This window comes from Stenotrophomonas sp. STEN083 (assembly GCF_056759195.1).
The window spans coordinates 1-24,646 of record NZ_JBRRCU010000056.1 but is presented as its reverse complement, the minus strand read 5'-3'; the positions used below and the strand labels follow the sequence as shown (position 1 = coordinate 24,646).

Here is a 24,646-nt window from a genome sequence, read left to right as displayed (position 1 = left end):
CTTCAACCCGGCGGTATTCCTGCAATCCACAAAAACCACCAGCATCTCCCGATTGCAGCCGATCAGCGGAACTGAAGACACGTCAGTTCGCGGCTTACGCCGCTCCTACAAGCTTCCTGCTACCGCCCGCACCGCATCCACCAACCGCTCAATCTGCGCGGTCGAGGTGAAAATCCCCGGCGTCACCCGCACGCATGCGCCCTGCGCCAAGCCATCACGATGCACGGTGAATACACCGTGCTGCTCCAGCAACTGCCGAGCAATCGCCACGTTCTGCTCCAGCGACGTGTGCCCAAGCAGCCGGAACGATGAAATCGCGCTACTCAATACCACTTCGTCACTCCCCAGCAACTGCACGCCAGGCACTTCACGTACCCCATCGCGCCAACGGTTGCGCAGCAGCAATAAGCGCTCGCGCTTGGCCTGCACACCGATGGCAGCATGAAAATCCAAGGCTGCAGGCAACGCAAGGAAGGCCGCGAAATTGGCCGTACCAGTGTGGATGCGACTGGCGATACCGCGATCCGGATCGCCCATATACGGATCTATGTCCCCCACCCGTCCGCGCCGCACATACATCGCACCAACGCCTACCGGCGCACCTATCCACTTGTGCAGGTTGATACCGACGAAGTCGGCCCCCAGCTCGCCAACCTGCATGTCCACCTGACCCACCGCATGCGCGGCATCGACGATGACATCCACGCCACGCGCCTTGGCCAACGCCGCAATCTCGGCGACCGGCAATAGCATGCCGTTGCGGTGATTTACCTGCGTCAACAACATCAATTTCAGGCGCGGATACCTGGCAAGCGCGTCGGCATAGACCTGCACTACCGTCGCCGCATCGCAGCGCTCCGGCAGGACAATCGCCACCGGCTCGGCACCGCGGCGCTGCTGCAGCCAGCGCATAGCAGTGATGGTGCTGTCGTAGTCGATATCGGCATACAGCACCTGATCACCCGGCTGCAGCCGGTTGTAACCGCCGATCATTGCCTGCAAGGCTTCGGTTGCACCGCGGGTAAGTACCAGCTCATCTTCGCCCACACCAAGAAACGCTGCCAAGCGCTGTTGCACCGAACGCGCCCGCTTCGGGAACTCGACACGGCCAAACCAGGCATTGCCTTGATTCACTTCAGCGGTGGCCTGTTGGTAGGCCTGCAATACCGGCCGCGCCATTGCTCCCCAATAGCCGTTATCAAGCATCACCACCTCATCGGTGAGCTCGTACTGGGCAGCTACTGCCGCCCAATACGTCTCATCCGCGGCCAACTGCGCGGCAGACCTGCCTGCCGGTGTGCTTGGCAGTGACGCTGATTGCGTGGCCCAAGCCAACGCCCCGGCAGCGGAGCCAATCAACGGCAACATGGCCGCCGAGCGCAGGAGACGTCGTCGATTGGTATTCATGCTTAGAACTTCAACCGGTATTCGGCGTAAACATTGCGGCCGTCGGTGTCGTAAGGCGCGTTGCGCGAATAGATCAGACCGCGGCTTGCCTGGAACGTCGCTTCATCTGGATAGCGGTTGAATACATTGTCAGCACCGACCCGCAGCGAGTGCATCGCATTGATGCGGTAACTCACTGCCAGATCGAAGAACTGCATGGCACCGAAGCGCTGGAAGATATCACCGGTGGCATTGCCCGAGGAGTCGGTCCACGCGCCGTAGTGGCGCAGCTTGCCAAGTACGCTCCAACTACCGACGTCGTAGTTGGCACTGAACGTGCCCTTCTGCCGTGGCAGGCGCTCTTCGAACACCACACGCTGGCTGGCATTGGTCGCCACACCAGTATCGCCCTTGTCGACCTCGGTCTTGTTGTAGTTCCAGCCCACGGTCAGGTTCAAGCGGCCCGCGCCGAGATCGGTGGCGTAGCTGCCAACCAGATCGATGCCGCGGGTTGTAGTGTCAAAGTCATTGGTGAAATAGCTCACCGAGGTATAGCCCATCGGGTTGGGCACGCCAGCTGGAATCTGGAACGAGGCCGACTGGCTGAAACGATCGGTAACCTTGATGTCGTACAGGTCCACAGAGCCCGAGAAGCCGGCATCATTGCGCCAGGTCAAGCCCAGCGATGCGGTGCGCGACTGCTCCGGTTTCAGATCCTTTGCGCCCAACATGCGTGCCAGCGGATCGCTGGGCGACAGGCGCCCAGAGGTGAACACCTGCAGCGTCACGGTATCCAGACCCTGCTGGGTGTTGGTGGTGTAAAGCTGGCCAGGTGTAGGCGCGCGGAAGCCGGTGGACACCGAGCCGCGCAGCGCGAAATCCGGGGTGAATTCGAAGCGCGAGGACAGCTTGCCATCCACGGTCTGGCCGAAGCTCGAGAAGTGCTCGTAGCGTGTAGCAGCGCCCACGCTCCAGCGCGCGGTCATCGGTACTTCAACGTCGACATAGGCAGCGTAGCTGCGCTGATCCCAGCTGCCGGCATTGGCCGGACTGAAGCCTGGCGCACCGTTGGAGTTGCCCGCCAGGCCCGCGACCGCACCAGGGCCGATCGCATACGACGCCGGATCACCTGCATCCACGCCATAGGTCTCCTCACGGAACTCGGCACCGAACGCCACACTCACCGGCGACGCCAGCGCAGCCAATGGCAGGCTGTAAACCAAGTCGGCGTTGAGGTTGCGCTCTTCCTGGCTCAGCCGACCGAGGTAGAACGAGGTAGGGCTGTCCGGCCCCAACGAGGCATTGATCGAATTCCCCAACGTGTACTCGATGCGGTTGCGCCCGTAGCTGCCGCTTACATCCCAATCCAGATTATCGCCAATACGACCGCGCACACCGAACAGCAGCTGCAGATCGTCATAGTTGGTGCCGTACTTCGGGCTGAAACCCGTCGGATACAGCGTGCGCACATCCCAGCCCGGGAACACCGCGGTGGTGTTGTAGACCGAGGCGGTGCCATCAGGGTTGCGCCAGTTGAAATCACTTAGGCCCTCGCCCTTTCCATACAGGCCGTAGCCGTAGATTTCCGTGGTTTCGCCCAGGTAGCGCTTGAGGTTGAAGCCTGCGCGTTTGTTCTCAAGCTCCGGCTGGCCCCAGCGCTGTACCGGGTTTGGCACTTTCAATTCAGGGTGTTTGTTCTGGAACGCGATTGCATCTGCGCGCTGGCGGGTGCGTGAAGTCGCATCGGAATTGTCATAGTCGGCGAACAAGGACAGGCTGCCGGCATCACCCAGCGCGATGCCGGTACGTGCACCGACGTTGCGCGAGGTGCCATCGCCTTCACTGTATTGCGACAGACCCATGCTCACTTCGGTGCCAACGCTGTCATCAAGAATGATGTTGATCACGCCGGCAATTGCATCGGAACCGTACTGCGCGGAGGCACCGTCGCGCAGCACTTCGATGCGCTGGATCGCGCTCTTCGGAATCTGCGCCAGATCCGGCCCCTGCGCACCACGTGCGCCCAACAGCGCCGAGCGATGGAAACGGCGACCGTTGACCAGCACCAGGGTCTGATCCGGCGACAGACCACGCAACGTGGCCGGTCGCACGAACACCTGACCATCATTCATCGGCATGCGTTGCACCACGAACGAGGGTACCAGCTGCGCCAACACGTCAGCGAGATCTGAGGACTCGATACCCTGGATTTCTTCCTGCGAGAACACATCCACCGGCGCCAGCGTATCGAACTGGGTGCGGTTGGAGCCACGCGTGCCAGTGACGATCATCGCGTCGAGGTTGGTCGCCTTTGCCGCTGGCGCTACCTCCGCCTGTTGCGCATGTGCCCCGTTTGCCACGCCACCAAACACCACCAATCCAACTGCAATCGACAACGCACAACGCTTCACTGGCTGCTCCGGAATTCGAAAGACTGCTTCAGGCAAGTGCCTGCAGGGAGCTTCGCATTCTCGGAACAGCGTGTTGCCCGGCGATGACAGATACAGCGCGCAGCGTTGTGGAATGAAACAAGCGGACGTTCGCCGTTCTTGCTTGCAAACGTCATCAAGCGCCAAACGTTCACAACATCGGCCTTGCATGACTTGATGCGTAGCACTCGCTACATCCACACGAAGACGAGAGCACAAGCCTGCGAAAAGCAATGACACATCTGCTTGCTTAATTAAATGCGAACAATTATCGTTACTACCTAGGCAGTACGCCCAGCTTCGTGCGACATGGATGTTTCACTCCATCCCGCCACGCCCCGTGTACCCCCGATATACGAACTGATGCCACGCGCGCCGTAGCCGGCTGCGTCGTGCATGCAGGGCCAGCTGGCGGGAGCAACAGTACCCGGGGCGTCCACGCATCGCGTGGGCTGTGCCGTGGGTGATTCCTGTGGTTGGCAAACCTTTTTGCCCAACAGGAATCCACCATGTCATCCCGCCCCACCCTGCCCCGGCCAGCGCTACTGGCCACCGCACTTTCTGTCGCCCTTTGCAGCGCCGCCTCCGCATGGGCGGAGGAAGCAGCACCCGCTACGAATCTGGATACGGTGAAAGTCGTTGCCGACGCCGACATCTCCACGTCGTACACGGTCAAGCAGGCACGTACCGCTACAAAACTGGACCTTTCGCTGCGGCACACTCCGCAGTCGGTCACGGTGCTTACCCGCCAGCGCTTGGACGATATGGGTCTGTACGCGATGTCCGACGTGATGGGCCAGGTGACCGGCGTGCATGTGGCGGTCACCGACAGCGAGCGCATCAATTTTGTCTCGCGCGGCTACAACATCAACAACTTCCAGGTTGATGGCATGCTCAATACGTTCGGCGGCTACATCAAGACCAACAACGACAGCGTCATCTATGACCGCATCGAAGTGGTCCGCGGCGCCACCGGTTTGACCACAGGCGCAGGTGATCCATCGGGCACCATCAACTACGTGCGCAAGCGCCCTACCGATGAGTTCGCGATGAGCGCCAACCTGATGCTCGGCCGCTGGGGTAACCAGCGCCTGGAAGCGGATATCGGCGGCCCGATCGCATTGGACGGCCGCGTGCGCGCACGCATCGTTGCCGCCAAGCAGCAGAGCGATTCGTTCCGCGATGTCTACAAGCTGGACAAGGACGTGTTCTACGGCATCGTCCAGGCTGACCTGAGCGACAGCACCTTGCTGGAAGTCGGCTACGAATACCAATCGCCGGAAACCTCCGGCGTCACCTGGGGCGTGGTGCCGTACTGGGGCGTCGATGGCAAGCCGGCCAACCTGCCGCGCTCGACCAACTTCTCGGCACGTTGGAGCCGTTGGCCGATCGTCGAGAAAACTGCATTCGCACGGCTCGAACAGAGCCTGGGTCACGACTGGGCTATCAAAGCCAGCTACACCCGCTCCAAGCGCGAGACCGAAGGCAACGTCTGGTACGGCGCTTCTGGCTACCCACGCCCGGATGGTACCGGCGTGACCGCCTACATCGGCGCCTTCGGCGAACGCGGGGACATGCAGGTGTTCGATCTCAATGCCGGTGGCCCGTTCAAGCTGTTCGGGCGCGAACACGAACTGGTGATCGGCCTCGGCCAGTCGGTACGCAAGGGCGAAGTCCCAGGTTCGGATTTCGACTACGCCGATGGCTACGACAAAGTTCCAGATTGGCGCAACTGGACCGGCGACGTGGCACCGCTGCAGGTCAATCGTTACAACTGGCTGTCCTCACAGGATGAGCTCAAGCAGCGCGCCGCCTACGTTGCTGCACGCCTGCAGCTTGCCGATCCACTGATGGCGGTGCTCGGCGCCCGCTACGGAAGCTGGGAAACCCGCGAATGGCAGTACGAACGCGACGCTTCCGGAAAGCTATTGCGCACCAAGCGTGACGGTTACAAGCCGGATGACTCGCTGACTCCCTATGCCGGCGTGATCTATGACTTCAGCAAGTCGTTCAGTGCCTACGCCAGCTACACCGACATCTTCCAGCCGCAGAACTTCCGCGACAAGAACAACCACTACCTGGAGCCCGTAGTCGGCGACATGTGGGAAGCCGGCGTAAAGGCTGAGCTCTTCGACGGCCGCATGAACGCCGCTGCTGCTGTGTTCAAGGGCGTCAAGGACAACGTCGCCGAGGTCGATGATTCGGTGCCGGAGAACTCCCTGCCCAATGGCGCCACCGCCCACCGTTCCACCGGCAAGGGTAACAAGGTCAAAGGTTGGGAAGTGGAAGCCCAGGGCAGCATCAGCGAACACTGGAATCTCTCGGCCGGTTTTGCGCATACCGTCATCCGCAACAAGGACGGCGTGCGCCAGAACACCACCACGCCGGTCAACACCTTCCGCCTCAACACCAGTTGGCGCCCGGGTGGTGCATGGAGCCGGCTGTCGTTGGGCGGCGGCGTCACCTGGCAGAGCGAGATCTGGCGCATGACCAACCGCCCCGCCGACGACTACATCACCAGCGGCAAGCGCTACAAATCGCCGATTACCCAGGACGCGGTGGTATTGCTCAACGCATTCGCCGGCTACAAGTTCAACGACAACTTCTCCGCGCAGTTGAACATCAACAACCTGCTCGACAAGAAGTACTACAGCAACGTCGGCTTCTACGACGGCGTCAACTGGGGCGAGCCGCGCAATGTGCGTCTGAGCCTGCGCTGGAAGCTGTAATCCCTCCAGGGAAACCACTGCTTTGCAGTGGCGGCCACGGACGGCCGACTTATTCCACGCCACCGGCCTAGCCGGTGGCGTCCGTATTGATCCGACTTTGCAGGTTCCTGTGGACAGCACGCCTCTCGCCAGCCCCTGGTACACCCGTCTTGGCAGTTTCTTCGCACGCCCCTGGCTGGGCGTGTTGTCACGCTCGCTTGCCGCCATCCTTGGCGGCTACGCGCTGGCCGCCACATGCTCGATGTTCTTCGCCGTGGCCTTGCCCATCGCCCGCAGCCAGTCCGTATTGACCGGCATGCTGGTCGCCATCGTGCTGTGCGCCTGCGCCGCATTGTGGGCGTTTGCCACCCGCACCGCGCTTCGCGCCTGGGTCGGCATCCTCATCCCGACCGCGCTGTTGTGGTTGGGTACCCAGTGGTTTGGAGCGGCAGCATGAAGAACGGATTCCGCCAATCGATGGCATGGCTGCATACCTGGACCGGCCTGCTGGTTGGCTGGTTGCTGCTGCTGATCTTCATGGCTGGCACGGCCAGCTATTACCGCGAGGAAATCAGCCGTTGGATGCGGCCGGAACTGCCGCGCAGTTCGGTCACTTCAGACGTTGCCGCCGCCCGCGCGATAAGTTTTCTGCAGCACAAGGCACCGCAGGCCGAGAGCTGGAGCGTCACCCTTCCCGATGCCCGCAATCCGGCGATGCGCATGTTCTGGCGCAACCCCGAATCGATGGTCAAGCCACCGGTCGAAGGCGAGAAGCGCAGGCGTCGTGGCGGCGGTCGCTTCGGTGATGCCACAGTCGATCCCAACACCGGCAATGAAGTCACCGCCCGCGAAACCCGCGGCGGCGACTTTTTCTATCGCGTGCATTTCGACCTGCACTACATTCCTGTGGTGTGGGCACGCTACATCGTTGGCTTCTGCGCGATGTTCATGCTGGTGGCGATCATCACCGGCGTAATCACCCACAAGAAGATCTTCAAGGACTTCTTCACCTTCCGCCCGCAGAAAGGTCTGCGCTCGTGGCTGGATTTCCACAACGTCAGCGCGGTGATGGCGCTGCCGTACCACGCAATGATCACCTACACCGGCATCGTCACCTTGATGTTCATGTACCTTCCATGGGGCGTGAGCACTGCCTATCCCAAAGATGAAGATGCTTTTTTCAGTGAAGCCTTCGCACGCATGGCCGATATCGAATCTCCGGGACAGGGAACAGCGGTGCCGGTGCCGATCCAACAGTTGATGGACAGCGCGCGCAAACAATGGAATGGCGCTGATATCGGTGGCTTCACCGTGTATAGGCCCGGCGCGGCCAACGCGGTCGTCGACATCCAGCAACGCGATGGAAAACGCCTGTCGATAGACACGCCGTCGCTGCGCTATGACGCAGTCAGCGGCGAGCTGCTGGAAGCCAGTCCCAACGCCGGTGGCGCAACGCAGACGCGCGGCGTGATGTACGGGCTGCATCTGGCTCGCTTCGCCGATTGGGGTTTGCGGGCCCTGTTCTTCCTGTCCGGCTTGATCGGCTGCCTGATGGTGGCCAGCGGCGTGGTGCTGTGGGCAGTGAAGGAGCGGCCCAAGCACGCCAAGTCCGGGAAGACCGGTTTCGGCCTGCGCTTGGTCGATGCCTTGAACATTGGCGCCGTCGCCGGCCTGCCGATTGCCTTTGCCGCTTATTTCTGGGGCAACCGCCTGCTGCCGGTGCAACTGGCCGAGCGCAGCGACGCCGAGGTCAATGTGTTCTTCTACGCATGGGCAGCATCACTGCTGGCCGCCTTCATCTGGCCGAAACGGATGATGTGGGCATGGCAGTTATATGTGGGCGCGGCGTTGTTCGCGTTGATTCCCGTGCTAAATGCCTTCACCACGAAAGCGCACCTTGGCACGACCATTGCTGCCGGTGACTGGGTGTTGGCGAGCTTCGACCTTACCATGATCGCCTTCGGTGCGATGTTGGCGTACTGCGGCTGGCGCATGCAGCATTGGCAACCGCCCTTGAGTGCCGCCGAGAAGAAGCGCCGGCAACAGGCCGCTGTTGTGGCGGAGGCAAGCGCATGATGCTGCTCGCACTTGGTTTGTCGTTCGCTGCGTTTGTGGCCTTGTCGCTGGCGATGGAGAAGCATCAGTTGGAGCTGCATGGCAAAGCCGGCGCCAGTGCCGCGCGCATGCGGTTGTGGCGCTGGCTGGGCTGGAGTCTGCTGACGGCTGTGTTCGCGCAGTGCGTGTGGCGCCATGGCTGGGCGCTGGGGCCGGTGTGGTGGTTGGGCGCAATGACGCTCGCCGGCCTGCTGCTGGCGTTCGGGCTGTACCCGTATCGCCCGCGCTGGATCGCGCCGTTGGCGTGGGGGCTGCCGGTAGCGGGGATGGCGGCGGCAAGCCTGCTGTAGAGCCGAGCCTTGCTCCGCTGGCACATTACCAGCCAAGGCAAAAAGCCCCCCTCCCCAACCCTCCCCTTCGCTATGCGAAAGGGAGGGAGCAGAAGCGGTAGAGCCGAGCCATGCTCGGCTGGGGCTTTACCGGGAAAGCTTCTGCCGAGCATGGCTCGGCACTACAGTTGAGGCGAGCCGGCCTTACAGCCGGCGCAATTCCCAGGCGCGGTGGATGCGGGCGTTGCGCTCGAAATCCGGGCCGATGGTCTGTGCGGAAATCTCGCGGCAGACAGCGAACTCGGCAACCGCGTTCTCGTCGAGCCTGAAGCGGCGGAAGTTGTTGGAGAAGTACAGCACGCCGTCGGACGTCAAACGATCCATCGCTGCACGCAACAGGCGCACATGCTCACGTTGGATGTCGAAATCCTCCGCGCGCGCCGAGTTGGAGAAGGTCGGCGGATCGCAGAAGATCACGTCGTAACGGTTCTTCTCCGCTTCCAGCCAGGTCATCGCATCGCCCTGCACCAAGGTGTGCTGGCTGCCGCCCTTGCCGTTGAGCGCGAGGTTGTCGGCACACCACTGCAGATAGGTACCCGACAGGTCGACGCTGGTGGTCGAAGAGGCACCAGCAACCGCCGCTTCCACACTGGCCACGCCGGTATAGCAGAACAGATTAAGGAAGCGCTTGCCGCGCGCTTCCTGCGCCATATGCGTGCGCAACGGGCGGTGGTCGAGGAACAGGCCGGTGTCCAGGTAATCGAACAGATTGACCCGCAGCAGCGCGTCGTTCTCGCGCACCAGGATGAACTCGCCGCGCTGTTCGAAGCGACCGTACTTGCTGCCGCCCTTGCCACGCTCGCGCGACTTCAGCGCTACCTGCTCGGCCGGCACCTGGAACACTTCGCGGGCAGCATTCAGCAGTTCGTTGCGGCGGCGGCGCACATCGACGTCCGGAATGGTCGCCGGCGCGGCGTATTCCTGCACATGCAGGAAGGTACGGTTCTTGCCACCGTCTTCGCGGTAGACGTCGATGGCCGCCGCGTACTCCGGCAGATCGGCGTCATAGGCGCGGAAGCAGGTGATGCCTTCGCGGTTCAGCCAGTTCTTGAACTTCTTGAGGTTCTTGCGCAGGCGGTTGGCGACCATCTGCGCGCCTTCGCTGAGCTCGCGCGGCTGGCCGGCATTCTCGCGCTCGGGCACTGCAATCGGATCACAGACGATCAGCGCACATTCGATGGCGCCGTTGAACATCTGGTACTTCTTGGCTGCGCGCAGGCCGGTGGCAAATGCCAGATCAGCACTGCCGCACAGCAGGCTTGCACGCCAGGTTGGCACCGCGCGCTTGAGCGCATCACCGATACGGCGATACAGCACGGTGTCGGCGGCCAGGCGTTCGTCATACGGCGGATTGCAGACCACGCAGCCGGTCTCCTGCGGCGGCACCTGTACATCGGCGACGTCACGTACGCCGAACCAGATGGCTTCGCTGACACCGGCTACTTCGGCATTTTCCTTGGCCGCACGGATTGCCTGCGGATCGATATCGCTGCCGTGGATGACCTGCTTGAGCGCGGCGCGCCCGGCCTGCTCACGCTCGCGCGCTTCGGCCATCAGCTCCTTCCACTGCGCCTGATCGAAACCGCGCCAGCGGCTCGGCGGGATGCTGCCATGACGCTGCAGGCCCGGCGCGACGTCGGCCGCCATCAAGGCGCCTTCAATCAACAAAGTACCGCTGCCGCACATCGGGTCGAGCAGACCACCGCCTTCGGCGTGGATCTTCGGCCAGTTGGCGCGCAACAGCACGGCCGCGGCCAGGTTTTCCTTCAGCGGCGCGTCGTTCTGCGCCATGCGCCAGCCACGGCGGTGCATCGGGCCACCGCCCAGGTCGATGGAGATGGTTGCCCTGCCCTTGCGCAGCGACAGGTTGATGCGCACATCCGGGAACTCAACATTCACCGACGGCCGCTCCATGCCCTGCCCGCGCAGGCTGTCGACCACACCGTCCTTGACCCGCTGCGCGGCAAAGCGCGCATGGGTGATCGCGGTGCCGGACACGTGCGCGTCCACCGACAAGGTCAGCTCGGGGGTGATGTGCTGGTCCCAAGGCATTGCCGCAACGCCTTGATACAGCGAGTTCTCGTCCGGGCACTCGAACTCCTGCAGCGGCCACAGCACGCGGCTGGCCAGACGCGACCACAGCACCACGCGCTGCGCATCGCGCAGTTCGCCCTCGGCATTGACGCCGGAAATGGTGGCGGTCGCGCGCGGCAGGCCCATCGCCAGCAGTTCGTCGGCGAGCAGGTATTCGAGGCCCTTGGCGCAGGAAACAAAGAAATTCACGGGAGATATCAACTTTCAGAAAGGGAATCAGGCCAGCCAGACGGGCGGGCACGGTGGCCGGCCCCGGGGCATCCAGGAGCTCTATTGTAGGCAGTTGCCCGTCGCGCCGTCGGATTCAGCCGGCGCCCGCGTTCACAAACCGCGCAGCAAGGCCTCAAAGGCCTGGCAGGAGGCGTTCACATGGCGCATCAGGCGGTGGCCATCATTGACCAGCAGCAGCCTGGCTTTGCGCTCGGCGGCCCAGGCAATGACATCGGCGGCCGGGATCAGCTCGTCGTTCCAGGCGTGAACCACGCTGATCGGCACCGCAGCGGCATCCAACGCCGGCATGGGCCCCATCGTGGTCGGCGGCACCATCAGGAACAGCCCGGCCACCGGCACCTGCAGCGAGGTGATCGCGGAGATATAGGCGCCCAGGCTCGACCCGGCCAGCACAAGCGGGCCCTGCGCGGCCTTCTCGGCTGCCCGCTCGATCAGCCGCTGCAGCCGCGCCGGCACATCGCCGACCCGGCTGATCTCGTGTTTGGCGTCCAGGTCGGTGTAATCCGGACGTTCGTGGCTCCAGCCCAGGCGTTCGGCAACATCCGCCAGCGCGGTGACCTTGGTGGCGTCCGGGCCGCTCTCGAAGCCGTGCGACAGAATGCAGTGGCCGCGGCTCATGGCTGGCGGCAAGTCGTGGGGGAAATCATGGGCGAATGCTAGCATCCACACATGCACCTGCCGCCCCCCATCATTGCCAAACCGCTGCCCTACGAACACCAGTTGGCGCAGCGCAAGTCCACCGATATCGACCTGGTGGTGATCCACTGCACCGAGCTGCCGGACCTGTCCACGGCGCGCGAATACGGCGAACGTGCGCTCTACGACAACGGCAGCGGCAACAGCGGCCACTACTACATCGACCGCGATGGCAGCATCCAGCAATACATCGCGCTGGACCGCGTTGCCCACCACGTACGCGGCATCAACCCGCGCTCGATCGGCATCGAGCTGGTCAACCGGGGCCGCTGGCCGAACTGGTTCGACTCCAACAACCAGGCCATGAGCGAGCCCTACCCGGAAGCGCAGATCGCCGCGTTGGTAAGGCTGCTGGAATGGCTGCCGCAGGCGGTACCATCGCTGCGTTACATCGCCGGCCATGAGCAGTTGGACACGGCCTTGGAGCCGGCCAGCGATGATCCCGGCATCAGCGTGCAGCGCAAGCTCGATCCGGGCCCGATGTTCCCGTGGGAACTGGTGCTGCGCGCCATCGACCTGCAGCAGCTGCCGGACTGAGCAACACCCTGGCAGCCACTTACTGCGGCAGGTACTGGAACTTTTCGCCTGCAGTCACCGCAAGATCCAGCCGGTTGATGGCCGGCGCAATTGGACACACCACGTGCGGGGTGAACGCGCAGGGCGGGTTTTCGGCGCGATTGAAGTCCAACTGCACTACGCCGTCGGTGGGCATCGCCGCGTACACATAACGCGCACCACCATAGGTCTCGCGACCACTGGTACGGTCCGACAGCAGGAAGAACAAGCGCCGTGATGGCGGTGCGGCCTCATCCAGCACCGGCTGCAGGTGATAGCTGCGCCCATTGACCTCAAACACTGCCTCACCCGGCACAACCGCCGGCAACGGCGTGCCGATCGAGGTCAGCAGTACTGCCTGCTTGGGCGTCGGGAACGGCCGCCATTGCGCGCTGACATTCCATTTCGGATCTACCGGGAAATGTTCGATAGCCGTGAACGCGAGGCGGCGCGGGGATTGCGGGTCACGGTAGCGCCAGCCCAGGATGCTGCCGGTGCGCACCAGATAGAACTCCGAGTCACCCACTTCAACGCGACTGGCCTCGTTGACATGGGCGACCCCAGGCACCAGCACCGCCTGCTGCAGCGGCTGGCCGTTCATCTGTGCACCCGCGCGGGTACCTGCGGTGAAGGTAGCTTCACCATCACGGCCCACCTGCAGGAAACCAAGCTCGGCAGGGCCACTGGGCAACACGACATCATTGGCCGCAGCGCTGCCCACCCGATAAGCACCGGTCTTGAGCCGGCCCGAGCCGGTGTAGCTGAGCCAACCATCGGGTGCGCGCAGCTCGGTCAGACGCTGTGTCCGCCACTGTTCAACCTCGCGCAGATACTGACGCGCAGCATCGCCGGACAAGCCGCTGCCTGGCGCATTGCATGCACCAAGAACTGCCGCCAACAGCGCTACGACTAGCCATTTCAATGAACGCACGCTTCCCCCGAAGCATTCATACCCATCGGCACCGCGCCCACTCGCGGCGTACTGATTACTCAAGCTGTAGCAACTGGCCTGTTTGCATCACTGGACCAGCCACTCCAGGAATCACTGAACACACGCAGCCCGGGCATACCGGCATGCGCAAACGCGAGGGCGAGATGACAAGCGGTGACGCCCGAACCACACATCACCGCCATCTGCTCCGGCGCCTGCCCGGACAACAGCGGCGCCAACTCAGCGCGCAGCTCCTGTGCTGGACGGAAACGACCATCACGCAGGTTCATGCCGAACGGCCGGTTCAGCGCGCCGGGCACGTGCCCGGCGACCCGATCCAAGGGCTCGACTTCGCCGCGATAACGCTCACCGGCACGCGCGTCCAGCAGCCAGGCTGGCGTCTGCGACAAGCGCGACTGCACCTCATCGGCACTGACTACCTGGGTCATATCGAATTGCCCTGGGTAGGCGGGCAACGATGGCGTCGCAACCGGAGCCGCATCAAGTGCGTGCCCTGCTGCCTGCCATGCAGCCAAACCGCCATCAAGCACGGCGACCTTGCGATGGCCAATCAGTTGCAGCAACCACCACAGGCGCGCTGCCGCCATGCTGCCGTCGGCCGCATCGTAGACCACCACCTGTGTATCGGGGGCAATGCCCCAACGCCCCAACTGCGCTGCAAAGATCGCACTGTCAGGCAGCGGATGCCGGCCATGCCCTTGTTTGCGCATGTCCGACAGATCCTTCTCCAGATCGGCGTAGACCGCACCGGAGATATGCCCGGCCGTATAGCCAGCCATACCGGATTGCTTGTCGGCCAGCGAGTAGCGTGCGTCCACCACCCGCAACGCAGTGCTGGCAATAGCGCGGGCATCGACCACGCGCAATTCGGGCTGCGCCAAGACATTGGCCAGATCCGCTGCATCAACCAGCGTGGTCCACGAATTCCCTGCCTGGCTCATGCCAGCTGCTCCAAACGACGGCGAAGGTTGTAGAGAATGGCGGCGGTCGCACCCCAGATGCGCTGCCCGGGCCAGCTGTACTCCATGACATGGCGGACGCGTCCACCATGCTCGATATCCACCTGGCGCAGATTGGCCGGGTCCATCAGGTAATCGAGCGGTACTTCGAATACCTCGGCTACTTCACCGGGTTCGGGACGCGCGATGAACGCCGGGTCCACCACCGCGACCACTGGCGTCACCCGGAACCCGGTGATGGTGATGAAGGGGTCCAGATAGCCCAAGGCCAATACCTGACTGCGCGGCAAAGCTATTTCTTCGTCGCTCTCACGCAGGGCAGCGGCCAGCGGATTGCGATCGACGGTTTCGATGCGGCCACCGGGAAACCCGACTTGTCCGCCGTGGTTGCGCAGCGCTTCGGTACGACGGGTCAAAATCACCTGCGTGCCGTGCGCACGCGGCACCAGACCGGCCAATACCGCGGCTTCCACCGGCGGTCCGGGCGGCAATAGATCTTCCAGTTCAGACCGGTTCCAGCCCGGCCCGGTCGGCGTCTGCGTCAGTGGCATCAAGGCCTGCTGCAGGCGGTCACGGCCCTGCAGCTGCTCAGCAAATGCCAGCGCATCGCGTGAGCGCCTTGGCAGTTCCTGGGCCATGACGCGTCGCCGCTCGTCCTCGCTCATGCGCATCCAGCCACCGATCTCGGCACCATTGCGCCAGCAGCCACGGCAATAGCCCTGCTCATCAAGCGCGCAGATGCCAATACATGGGCTGGAGATGACACGAGCAGGTGCATCCATCAATTCCGACATCACACTAGCGTAACGCGAGGCGCACTTTCGGACCAGTTACCCGCCTTTGATAGCAAGGGATTTGCCTTGTCCAGATGGCAATGCAGCGACAAACGCCCGGGCAGATTCAGCGGCTCAGACGCCTCCCGAGCCCATTCATTATGTGACGTCCATCAAATTGTGGTTGAGCGTCGGTTCATCCAAGGGCACACTCAGCTTGCCGACAGGGGGAACACGAACCATCCGATGCGCGAGATGCGCGTTCGATCAGCGTGGCTGTTCGTCGCATGCCTCGCCTGCATATGGATGGAGCCTTATCGCTTTTCACTCTGTAAGCGGAGCTCGGAAATGAGAATGGCAAAACCCTCCTTGTTGTTATCGGCGCTGGCACTGTCCGCCAGCCTTTCAGTACAGGCCCATGAGCCGCCAACGGACGGCAACCCAAGTACCCCTACCGAAAGCGGCATGGTTGCCGGCATCGATGCCAAGACCGGCAAACTGCGCAAACTCACGGATACAGAAATCCGGGCGCTTACCGATAAAGCCAACGCAATGCCCTCGGCAAGCCGCAGCGCCGCCGGCACCAATGCCGCCTGGGCGCGCATTCCGCAGACTGGCACCGATGCCGCCAAGACCATACGCCTGCACAGCAATGGCATGAGCACGGCCGATCTGCCGCTGTCCACGCTGACTTCATTGAGCGTTGAACGCAACGCCGCAGGTGAAGTGCAGATTCTGGAGAACGGCGCGCCGCTTTCGCATGGCAAGCAGGAGGTGTCCGAATGAAGACGCTGCTACTTTCCGCCGTCATCGGCTGCGCGCTGCTCGGTACCACCGCACATGCTGCCATCATCACTCCAATCAATCAGGATCCTGCCGGCAAAGGCCTCAACGATCCCACCGTCCGCGCACCTGAAGGCGGCAATCCCGGCAAGAGTGTTGGCGAGCAACGCCGCATCGTCTATCAGTTCGCCGCCGATCTATGGGGCGCAGTACTGCAAAGCGATGTGGAGACCTTCGTCGGCGCCAGCTTTCAGGACCTCACCTGCACCGCTACCGGCGGCACCTTGGGCTCGGCAGGCGCATCGTGGATCGCCACCACGCCACCGGCAGGCGCTGAGCTGGGCATGATCTATCACGCGCCCTTGGCCAATGCCCTCAATGGCAGCCGCATCACCATCAGTGCCGCCGGCACCGACATCACCAGTCGCTTCAACAACAATCTGGGCGGCAGCAATCCGGACGGCACGCCGTGCATGACCGGCTCGGGCTGGTACTACGGACTGGACGGCAATGCGCCCGCCAACCTGATCAGCTTCCTCGATGTGGTGATGCATGAGATCGGCCATGGCCTTGGCTTCTCCGGCTTCGTCGGCTACAGCACCGGCAGGCTGGGCGAACGCGTCGGCATTCCGCAGTACTACGGCTACTCCGACGTCTACACCGAGAACGCCTTCGACAACCTGTCCGGCAAGCGCTTCACCGAAGCAAGCATGACCAATGCGCTGCGCGCCACATCCATCAAGACCCGTGGCGCACCTGCCTGGAATGGCGCAACCACCAGGGCGCAAACGCCACTGTGGCTGGATCCTGCCGTCATCCTGTCGGTCAACGGCAGTAGCGTGGTAACGCAGTTCTTTGGCACTGCATCGTTCGGTCCACCAGCCACTCCCGCCAACTTCAGCGGTCCGGTTGCCATTGCCAACGATGGCAGCGGGGCTGACAGCGCCGATGGCTGCGAAGCGATCCCCGCCGGCAGCCTCAGCGGCAAGGTCGCCTACATCAATCGCGGCGGCTGCGCGTTCGAGATCAAAGCCGCCAACGCCCAGGCCGCAGGCGCGGTCGCGGCGATCATCGGCAATGTCGCCAGCTCCGGTGATCCAGGCACGGCACCAGGCATGGCGGAAGATGCCAGCGTCAACGCCACCATCCCGACCCTGAGCGTCAACCTCGCCGATGCCAATCTGATCAAGGCAGCGGCACAGGCGGGTAACGTTCTGACCGCGGCATTGGGAGAGGTTGCCGGACGCTATGCCGGCGCCGATGCCAGCGGACGCCCGCTGCTGTATGCACCGGCGGTGGTCGCTGGCGGTTCAACGTTCTCGCACTTTGAAAGTGTGTTGATACCCGATGCGTTGATGGAGCCGGCCAACAGCGCCAATACCGACGCCGGACGCATGGTCGACCTCACCCTGGCGGCGTTTGTCGACGAAGGCTGGAGCTTGAATGCAGGCACCGCCCGCATCGGCAGCTGCGATACGGGGGTAAAGCTGTTCAAGAACCCGGGCTTGATCGCAGGCGCCAATGTGCAGGCACAGGACCGCCTGTGCCGCACAACCGCCAACGGCAACCGTGCTCTCTACCTGCGCTGCATGAACGACACTGCAGCCTCGCTGAAAGCCGCCAGCATGATCAACACGGTTGAGCAGGCTGGCATCCGTACATGTGCGGCCAAGGTGACGACGCCGTAAATCCAGTCGAGCAGAGATTGCCGGTAGTGCCGAGCCATGCTCGGCAGGGGCTTCACCAGCCACTCGTCCGGAATCAGCACTGTGTTGTGAACAAAGAGCCGGCACCTGGATGGCGCCGGCTCTTCTTTTGTTTTTGCACACCACTGGCTAGCCACCTAGCCTGCAACTACCTGAGTTCGATGGTCGGCTCCTGCTGCCTTGGCCAGTAGCGCGCATCAGGCTGATCGATGATGAAGGGCTGCTGGTATCGCTGGTAGAGCTTCTGCCGAGCATGGCTCGGCACTACCGGCAATCCCGTACGAATTTCGGGCAAAAAGAAAGCGCCGGTGTTGCCACCGGCGCTTTCTATACCATCACATGGTCGCTATTACTTGACGCTGACCAGCTTGATCTCGAACTGCACTGCCACGTTCGGCGGGAACGGGGTACGCGGGTCGGCACCATAAGCCTTGTCCGCCGGCAGGGTGACTTCCCACTTGGCGCCAGCCGGCATCTGCAGCAGGGTTTCGCGCATGGCAGCCATTTCCACTTCGCTCAGCTTGATCGACGGAATCGACTGTGCCGGGCGAGCTTCGGTCGGACGCTGGCCGTACGGGAACGGACCGGCAACTTCCAGGGCGACGGTGCTGGCCTGGGTCGGCTTGGCGCCGGCACCGGCTTCGATCACGCGGTACTGCACGCCGCTGGCCAGGGTCTGCACGCCGGCCTTGGCCTTGTTGGCGGCAATGAACTGGTCGCTGCGGGTCTTGTTTTCAGCGGCGGCCTTTTCGTACTCGGCCTTGGCGGCCTGGGCACGGCCCTGCTCGCGACGCTGGAAGGCTTCAACGGCCGGCTTCAGCTGATCGGCGGTGATCGCCGGCTGCTTCTTGGCATAGGCATCCTGCAGACCCTTCACCACCGAAGCGATATCCAGCTGCTCGCCACGGCCGGTGAGTTCGGCCAGGTTGTTACCGTAGTCATAGCCGAAGTAATAGCTCAGCTTGCCCTTTTCGGACGCGATGTCCTGGGCGAAAGCGGTGCCGGTGACGGCCAGGGCGGCCACGGCGACCGCAATAGAACGCAACTTCATCAAACAGTTCTCCAGGAATGGTGTCTCAGGGCAAACATGCCGCTAGAGGCGACGGGTTAGGATAGCCGTCACAAAGGCTGTCCGCCACTGACGACGCTCACCTATGACCGTCTTCGATTGAAAGAGTTCAATTCATTACTTTTTTTTAACGTTTCGAGGCTTTCACCCCTATGTCCGAGTCACCGGTTTCGATCAGCACCCACGCAGGCGTCCGCACCATCACCGTGCAGCGCCCGGAAAAGCTCAACGCCCTCAACCGGCTGACTCTGGAAACGCTGGATGCGGCCTTTGCCGAGGCAGCATTGGCCGAGGACGTAAGAGTTGTTGTCCTGACGGGCGCCGGCAGCAAAGCCTTCGTGGCCGGGGCGGACATCTCCGAAATGAACACGCTGACCCCGGTTCAGGGCCGCGACTTCTCGCTGGTCGGGCAGCGCCTGATGCGCCGGATTGAACGCCTGAACAAGCCGGTCATCGCAATGGTGAACGGTTTCGCACTGGGCGGCGGCATGGAACTGGCCATGGCATGCCACCTGCGCATCGCCGCCGACAGCGCCAAGGTCGGCCAGCCGGAGATCAATCTGGGTCTGGTACCGGGTTTCGGCGGCACCCAGCGCCTGTTGCGCCTTGCTGGCCGTGCGGCCGCGCTGGAACTTTGCCTGCTCGGTGCGCCGATCAGCGCCGAGCGCGCCCAGCAATTGGGCCTGGTCAACCGCGTGGTGGCAGCCGCCGAGCTGGAAGCAGAGACCACCAAGCTGGCCGAGCAGTTGGCCAACGCGGCACCGCTGGCCCTGCGCGGCATTCTTGATGCGATCAATGTCGGTGGTGAGTGCGCTATCGAGGAAGGACTGGAATACGAAAGCGCGCAGTTCGGCCTGGTGTTCTCCACCGATGACATGCGTGAAGGCACCAGCGCTTTCCTGGAACGCCGCAAGCCGGAATTCAAGAATCGCTGAGTTGTCCATGTCCAACGCAAGCGCCACACCACGCCAACTGCTGCAGTTCGTACTGGACGATGATCTGGATGCGGCGCTGCGCGCCGGGCTGATGGACTACCAACCACAGCCCGGCGACAAACTGTTGGATCCCGCGCACCCTGAACTGCCGCAGCAACTGCAGCAGGCCCAACAACAACTGCACACGGCCTGGGCCGCACGTGAGCGCCATCGAGCCCGTACCGCACGGCTTGAACGCCGTGATGCCGAGCGCCAAGCGCGTCGTGCGCCACCGCCGGTTGCAGACAACAAGCCTGCCCTGCCCTCTGCGGCGGCAGCCATCCTGGCCCGGGCCAAGGCGAGGGCGGCAGGAAATCCCGGAACATGAAGTCAGCAGCTGTGAAGAAAACGACGATTGGCAACGCAGCCGCCCGGAAAGTCGGCGCAAAGAAAATCGCGGTGAAAACTGCCATGGCAAAGAAAGCTGCGTCTCCGAAGACAGCTTCGACGCGCGGCAGCAAGCGCATGACTGCCGCCGAAGTGCGGGAGATGTTCACCCGCCTGCGCGAGCTCAATCCGCATCCGACCACCGAGCTTGAATACAGCACGCCGTTCGAGCTGCTGGTGGCAGTGACCTTGTCGGCGCAGGCCACCGATGTGGGCGTCAACAAGGCCACCCGCAAGCTGTTCCCGGCGGCCAATACCGCCCAAGCCATTCTTGCCTTGGGCGAAGAAGGGCTGAAGCCTTACATCGCCACCATCGGCCTGTTCAACGCCAAGGCCAAGAACGTGATTGCCGCCTGCGCGATCCTGGTTGAGAAATACGGTGGCGAAGTGCCGGCCGAACGTGCGGCACTGGAAGCACTGCCCGGGGTTGGCCGCAAGACCGCCAACGTGGTGCTCAATACCGCCTTCGGCCAGCCGACGATGGCAGTGGACACGCATATCTTCCGCGTCTCCAACCGCACCGGGCTGGCCCCGGGCAAAGACGTGCGGGTGGTCGAGGATGGCCTGATGAAGGTCATTCCGGAAGAATTTCTGCAGGATGCGCACCACTGGCTGATCCTGCATGGGCGCTATGTGTGCAAGGCGCGCAAGCCCGATTGTCCGCAGTGCGTTATCCGCGACCTCTGCCACTTCAAGGACAAGACCGCCGACGCTGCCTGAGCGTCGGCGGCTGCCATCTGCACGACACTTTCCCGTAACAGCCCATAGGCCAAATACGCAGGCCCTTGTGTCACGGGGCCAAAGCTGGTCGCCGAACTGTCACATTTACGCAATCTTTACGCCCTAGCCTTCGCAGCAACCTCCAACTGCCTGCAAGGCTACCCACCCAATGAAACTGCATCGCCAACTCCTCACTGCGGCCGTGGCTGCTGCACTGTTCGCGCCGGCTGCACACGCTGAAGTCGCCATCGACGTTATTGGCGGTTCCGAAATCACCTTCGAAGGCCTGGTCCAGGCCGACGGCAACTGGTTCAGCAATGACAAGGCCGACTTGAACGGCGTCGCCAAGAACGGCAAGGACAGCGAATTCGAACTGCGCCGTGCCGAGCTGGTACTGAAGGGCAAGGGCCCGGGCAACATCGAGTGGGTGGTCGGTTATGACGCCAAGGCTGACAAGTTCCTGGACACCAACGTCAAGTACAAGCTGGGCGGCAACAGCAACCACTTCCTGCAGGCCGGCCAGTACAAGCAGCCGAACAGCCTGGAAGAACTGTCCAGCACCAAGAACAACGACTTCATCTCCAAGGCAACCGTCACCAACACCTACGCAGTTGCCCGCCGCCTCGGCGTTGGCTACGGCGTTGGCGATGCCAACTGGTCGGTCACCGCGTCGGCCTTCGGCCGTGAGCTGACCCGTGACCTGGCCCACGGCAGTGGCTACGGCGTGCGAGGCACCTTTGCCCCGATCAACGAGAAGGGCAACTTCCTGCACCTGGGCCTGAGCTACGTCGACTACGACACCGACGCTGATCTGCTGCGCCTGCGCGCGCGTCCGAACGCGGACCTTGCCACCGTGCGCCTGGTCGACAGCAGCGACCTGAAGGACACTGACCGCCTGAGCACCATCGGCGCTGAAGCCATGTACGTGCGCGGCCCGTTCAAGGCACAGGGCGAGTACTACAGCTCCAAGGCGAAGCGTTATGACCACGACAACTACAGCACCGACGGCTACTACATCAGCGGCGTATGGAACGTCACCGGCGAGACCTGGGGTTACAAGGGCGGCACCCCGAGCCTGGGCCTGCCGGATGAGCCGGGCCGTGGCATGTGGCAGCTGGGCGCACGCTTCGATCACATTGATCTCAACGACGGCGGCCTGAAGGCCCCGGCCGTGGTCGGCGGCACCCCGCTGGTGGACGGCGTGCTCGGTGGCAAGATGGACATCTGGACCGTTGGCGCCAACTGGTACTGGCGTTCCAACTTCAAGGCCTCGCTGAACTACGTGATGGTCGACAGCAACAAGTACTCCTCGTCGAGCAAGAAGTTCGTCAGCGACAAGCCGGACATCCTGGAAGCTCGCCTGCAGTTCTTCTGGTAAGCATTGGTTGCATGCAACACCACGAACGCCCCGCAAGGGGCGTTCGTCGTTTCCGCTGCTTTTATTGTGGGAGTGGCGTAAGCCGCGAAGCTGGCGGCGCTTGTGCGCAAGCGTCTACCGCAATCTGAAGGTGTTTCAGCTTCGCGGCTGACGCCGCTCCCACAACAGCGGGGCGCACGAGCAATGCCGCATGCTGAAGCTGTGTAAGCTTCGCGGCTCACGCCGCTCCCACAACACACATCAGGGGGCGCATCTATTGGATGGCCCCATGCGCACCTGCCTGCTCGTACTGCTGCTTTCCCTCCCCTTCACTGCCTTCGCCCAGGATTGCGGCGATGACAGCGCTGCGCGCATCACCCAGGCCTACCAGCAACGCGATGGCAACGCACTGCCCGACCGTCCTGGCTGGGCCATCGATGCCGAGCGCAGCGCTTGCCGGGTATGGCCTGCTGATACTTCCTTGACCTTGATCGCGGTGCCGTTTCTGGGCCCGGAGGGACCCAATGGTGACTCCCAGTCGGGCGACCTGGATGTGCTGGTTGTCGACAGCACCAGCCTGCGTCCACGCGCGGCACTCCGCCTGCCCAACGTGATGAGCAGCGATGCCATCCACGTCGACAGCGTCGCTCTGGATACCGCGCGTTACAACCTCTCGCCCGGCGTTCGCGCGTTCGGCGTGCGCAGCTCACGCAGCAACTCCTCGCAGCCCAACCCGTTCAGCGAAACCCGCCTGCAGCTGCTGGTGTTCAACGGCAACATGCTGGAAGCAATTACCGGGCAGATCGTGGTGTCCAGCAGCGGCGGTGAATGGGACACCCGCTGCGCCGGTGAATTCCATGAAACAAAGCGCACGTTGGAAGTTGGCCCCTCCCCGGCGCAAGGCTGGGCAACGCTGACAATCCGGGAACGCGGCAGTTCAACCGTGAACCACGAAGATGGCAAAGGTGACTGTGTGGAAGCCCGCGAAGAGCTGCCTGTGCGTAGCTTCAAGCTGCTACCAAAGGGCCGTAGCTACCCGCTACCCAGCGAGGTTGAAGCGGCATTCTGATCACATGCGTCACTGTCATATGTGCGTCATATGACAGACGCTGCGCTGTCATCAAATGGTTATGGAATAGGCGCCGGGGCGGAAACCACCGCACATCAACTCCCAGGAGCCATTCGTGATCCACGCCATCAAATCGCGCGCCGCTGTAGCCATCCTCGCAGCGTCGTCCGTGTTCGCCGCCAACGCTGCCGATGTCACCGGCGCTGGCGCGTCCTTCATCTACCCGGTCATGTCCAAGTGGTCGGCTGATTACAGCGCCGCCACCAGCAACCGCATCAACTACCAGTCGATCGGTTCGGGCGGCGGCATTGCCCAGATCAAGGCCAACACTGTCGACTTCGGTTCGTCCGATGCGCCGTTGAAGCCAGAAGAACTGGCCTCGGCCGGTCTGGTGCAGTTCCCGTCGGTGATCGGCGGCGTGGTGCCGGTGCTCAATGTGCCGGGCGTGGAAGCCGGTGCAATGAAGCTGGATGGCCCGACCCTGGCCAACATCTTCCTGGGCAAGATCACCAAGTGGAATGACCCGGCCATCGCCGCGCTCAACGCCGGCCTGACCCTGCCGGACACCAAAATCACCGTCGTGCACCGTTCCGACGGTTCGGGCACCACCTTCAACTTCGTCAACTTCCTGTCCAAGGTCAACGCCGACTGGAAGACCACCGTTGGTGAAGGCACCAGCGTCCAGTGGCCGGTCGGCATTGGTGGCAAGGGCAACGAAGGCGTCGCCGCCTACGTCAAGCAGATCCGTGGCTCGATCGGTTACGTCGAGTTCTCCTACGCCTTGCAGAACCGCCTGACCTTCTCGCGCATGAGGAACGCCGCCGGCAACTTCGTGCAGCCGCGTGACGAGACCTTCTCGGCCGCTGCTGCCAGCGCCGACTGGGCCAATGCACGTGACTTCTACCTGGTGATGACCAACGCACCGGGCGAGCAGGCATGGCCGATCACCGCTACCAACTTCATCCTGATGCGCAAGCAGCCGAAGAGTGCCGAAGGCGCCAAGGCCGCGGTTGAGTACTTCCGCTGGATCTACGCCAACGGCGACGCCCAGGCCCGCCAGCTCGACTACGTACCGCTGCCGGACCCGCTGGTCCGCCAGATCGAAACCTACTGGCAGCAGAACCTGCGTTACTGAGTAAAGAGCCGGCGGGTCCCTCTCCCTCGCCGTCTCAAGCGCGGATCAAGCGATCCGCGCTTTTTTTTGTTTTTTTGTGGGAGCGGCGTCAGCCGCGAAGCCGGAAATCCCCAAAACCCTGTAGAGCCGAGCCCCCGGGCGCGGGGGGGGGACCCGGTTTGCCCCCGCCCCCCAAGGGGGGGGCCGTGACTCGGGCCCTATCCGGGAAACCCCCCCCCC

At 62.9% G+C, this 24,646-nt stretch carries 21 protein-coding genes; 13 read left to right on the top strand and 8 right to left on the bottom strand.

Annotation, left to right across the window (positions count from 1 at the left end; all coding sequences use genetic code 11):
* Positions 1–105: 105 nt before the first annotated feature.
* Both ACVOK8_RS14975 and ACVOK8_RS14970 read right to left on the bottom strand, forming a co-directional pair.
* Positions 106–1,407, bottom strand: a complete 1,302-nt coding sequence (locus ACVOK8_RS14975) for an aminotransferase class V-fold PLP-dependent enzyme (RefSeq protein ID WP_481567525.1) — start codon at positions 1,405–1,407, stop codon at positions 106–108.
* Between the two features lie 2 nt (positions 1,408–1,409).
* Complete coding sequence (locus ACVOK8_RS14970; protein WP_481567524.1) at positions 1,410–3,797, bottom strand: TonB-dependent receptor plug domain-containing protein; 2,388 nt, start codon at positions 3,795–3,797, stop codon at positions 1,410–1,412.
* Positions 3,798–4,324: 527 nt separating this feature from the next.
* Here ACVOK8_RS14970 and ACVOK8_RS14965 point away from each other — a divergent pair.
* From ACVOK8_RS14965 to ACVOK8_RS14950, 4 genes are all read left to right on the top strand, one after another.
* The gene (locus ACVOK8_RS14965; RefSeq protein ID WP_481567523.1) at positions 4,325–6,544 is read left to right on the top strand and encodes a TonB-dependent siderophore receptor; all 2,220 of its coding nucleotides are present in this window, start codon (positions 4,325–4,327) and stop codon (positions 6,542–6,544) included.
* A 109-nt stretch (positions 6,545–6,653) separates the two neighbouring features.
* On the top strand, positions 6,654–6,980 hold the full coding sequence (locus tag ACVOK8_RS14960) for a DUF3649 domain-containing protein (protein WP_481567522.1): 327 nt from the start codon (positions 6,654–6,656) through the stop codon (positions 6,978–6,980).
* Positions 6,977–8,599, top strand: coding sequence for a PepSY-associated TM helix domain-containing protein (locus ACVOK8_RS14955; RefSeq protein WP_481567521.1), 1,623 nt, complete (start codon positions 6,977–6,979; stop codon positions 8,597–8,599). Before ACVOK8_RS14960 ends, ACVOK8_RS14955 begins: the two co-directional genes overlap by 4 nt.
* Positions 8,596–8,928, top strand: coding sequence for a DUF3325 domain-containing protein (locus ACVOK8_RS14950; protein ID WP_481567520.1), 333 nt, complete (start codon positions 8,596–8,598; stop codon positions 8,926–8,928). The genes ACVOK8_RS14955 and ACVOK8_RS14950 overlap by 4 nt, the downstream gene beginning before the upstream one ends.
* Before the next feature lie 183 nt (positions 8,929–9,111).
* Here the strand turns inward: ACVOK8_RS14950 and rlmKL are convergent, their stop codons facing one another.
* Positions 9,112–11,250: a bifunctional 23S rRNA (guanine(2069)-N(7))-methyltransferase RlmK/23S rRNA (guanine(2445)-N(2))-methyltransferase RlmL gene (gene rlmKL, locus ACVOK8_RS14945; RefSeq protein WP_481567519.1), complete on the bottom strand. Its 2,139-nt coding sequence runs from the start codon at positions 11,248–11,250 to the stop codon at positions 9,112–9,114.
* Positions 11,251–11,382: 132 nt separating this feature from the next.
* Positions 11,383–11,910 (bottom strand): hypothetical protein, encoded by a 528-nt coding sequence (locus tag ACVOK8_RS14940; RefSeq protein WP_481567518.1) that lies wholly within the window; start codon positions 11,908–11,910, stop codon positions 11,383–11,385.
* 51 nt (positions 11,911–11,961) lie between these two features.
* On the opposite strand from ACVOK8_RS14940, the gene ACVOK8_RS14935 reads away from it, so the two are divergent.
* Positions 11,962–12,525, top strand: a complete 564-nt coding sequence (locus ACVOK8_RS14935) for an N-acetylmuramoyl-L-alanine amidase (RefSeq protein WP_481567517.1) — start codon at positions 11,962–11,964, stop codon at positions 12,523–12,525.
* Positions 12,526–12,544: 19 nt separating this feature from the next.
* Here the strand turns inward: ACVOK8_RS14935 and ACVOK8_RS14930 are convergent, their stop codons facing one another.
* The 3 genes from ACVOK8_RS14930 to ACVOK8_RS14920 are packed head-to-tail and all read right to left on the bottom strand — an operon-like array spanning position 12,545 to position 15,236.
* Positions 12,545–13,474, bottom strand: coding sequence for a DUF1684 domain-containing protein (locus ACVOK8_RS14930; RefSeq protein ID WP_481567516.1), 930 nt, complete (start codon positions 13,472–13,474; stop codon positions 12,545–12,547).
* A 59-nt stretch (positions 13,475–13,533) separates the two neighbouring features.
* Positions 13,534–14,436 carry a sulfurtransferase gene (locus tag ACVOK8_RS14925; RefSeq protein WP_481567515.1) on the bottom strand — a complete coding sequence of 301 codons (903 nt, stop codon included), beginning with the start codon at positions 14,434–14,436 and terminating at the stop codon, positions 13,534–13,536.
* A complete protein-coding gene (locus ACVOK8_RS14920) occupies positions 14,433–15,236 on the bottom strand; it encodes a CoA pyrophosphatase (RefSeq protein WP_481567533.1) in 804 nt (267 codons plus the stop codon). The genes ACVOK8_RS14925 and ACVOK8_RS14920 overlap by 4 nt, the downstream gene beginning before the upstream one ends.
* 345 nt (positions 15,237–15,581) lie before the next feature.
* On the opposite strand from ACVOK8_RS14920, the gene ACVOK8_RS14915 reads away from it, so the two are divergent.
* Positions 15,582–16,013, top strand: coding sequence for a post-PEP-CTERM-1 domain-containing protein (locus ACVOK8_RS14915; RefSeq protein ID WP_481567514.1), 432 nt, complete (start codon positions 15,582–15,584; stop codon positions 16,011–16,013).
* Positions 16,010–17,698: a PA domain-containing protein gene (locus ACVOK8_RS14910; RefSeq protein WP_481567513.1), complete on the top strand. Its 1,689-nt coding sequence runs from the start codon at positions 16,010–16,012 to the stop codon at positions 17,696–17,698. Before ACVOK8_RS14915 ends, ACVOK8_RS14910 begins: the two co-directional genes overlap by 4 nt.
* Positions 17,699–18,065: 367 nt before the next feature.
* On the opposite strand, the gene ACVOK8_RS14905 is transcribed toward ACVOK8_RS14910, so the two are convergent.
* The gene (locus tag ACVOK8_RS14905) at positions 18,066–18,767 is read right to left on the bottom strand and encodes an FKBP-type peptidyl-prolyl cis-trans isomerase N-terminal domain-containing protein (RefSeq protein ID WP_481532602.1); all 702 of its coding nucleotides are present in this window, start codon (positions 18,765–18,767) and stop codon (positions 18,066–18,068) included.
* Positions 18,768–18,937: 170 nt separating this feature from the next.
* On the opposite strand from ACVOK8_RS14905, the gene ACVOK8_RS14900 reads away from it, so the two are divergent.
* The 6 genes from ACVOK8_RS14900 (at position 18,938) to pstS (ending at position 24,427) form a co-directional block, all read left to right on the top strand.
* Positions 18,938–19,720 (top strand): enoyl-CoA hydratase/isomerase family protein, encoded by a 783-nt coding sequence (locus ACVOK8_RS14900; RefSeq protein ID WP_481567512.1) that lies wholly within the window; start codon positions 18,938–18,940, stop codon positions 19,718–19,720.
* 7 nt (positions 19,721–19,727) lie between these two features.
* The gene (locus tag ACVOK8_RS14895) at positions 19,728–20,087 is read left to right on the top strand and encodes a hypothetical protein (protein WP_481567511.1); all 360 of its coding nucleotides are present in this window, start codon (positions 19,728–19,730) and stop codon (positions 20,085–20,087) included.
* A 137-nt stretch (positions 20,088–20,224) separates the two neighbouring features.
* Complete coding sequence (nth, locus tag ACVOK8_RS14890; protein WP_481567532.1) at positions 20,225–20,866, top strand: endonuclease III; 642 nt, start codon at positions 20,225–20,227, stop codon at positions 20,864–20,866.
* A gap of 169 nt (positions 20,867–21,035) precedes the next feature.
* Positions 21,036–22,244 (top strand): OprO/OprP family phosphate-selective porin, encoded by a 1,209-nt coding sequence (locus ACVOK8_RS14885; protein WP_481567510.1) that lies wholly within the window; start codon positions 21,036–21,038, stop codon positions 22,242–22,244.
* A gap of 268 nt (positions 22,245–22,512) precedes the next feature.
* Complete coding sequence (locus ACVOK8_RS14880; protein WP_481567509.1) at positions 22,513–23,292, top strand: PA3715 family protein; 780 nt, start codon at positions 22,513–22,515, stop codon at positions 23,290–23,292.
* A 115-nt stretch (positions 23,293–23,407) separates the two neighbouring features.
* A complete protein-coding gene (pstS, locus tag ACVOK8_RS14875) occupies positions 23,408–24,427 on the top strand; it encodes a phosphate ABC transporter substrate-binding protein PstS (protein ID WP_481567508.1) in 1,020 nt (339 codons plus the stop codon).
* The last annotated feature ends 219 nt before the right edge of the window (positions 24,428–24,646 follow it).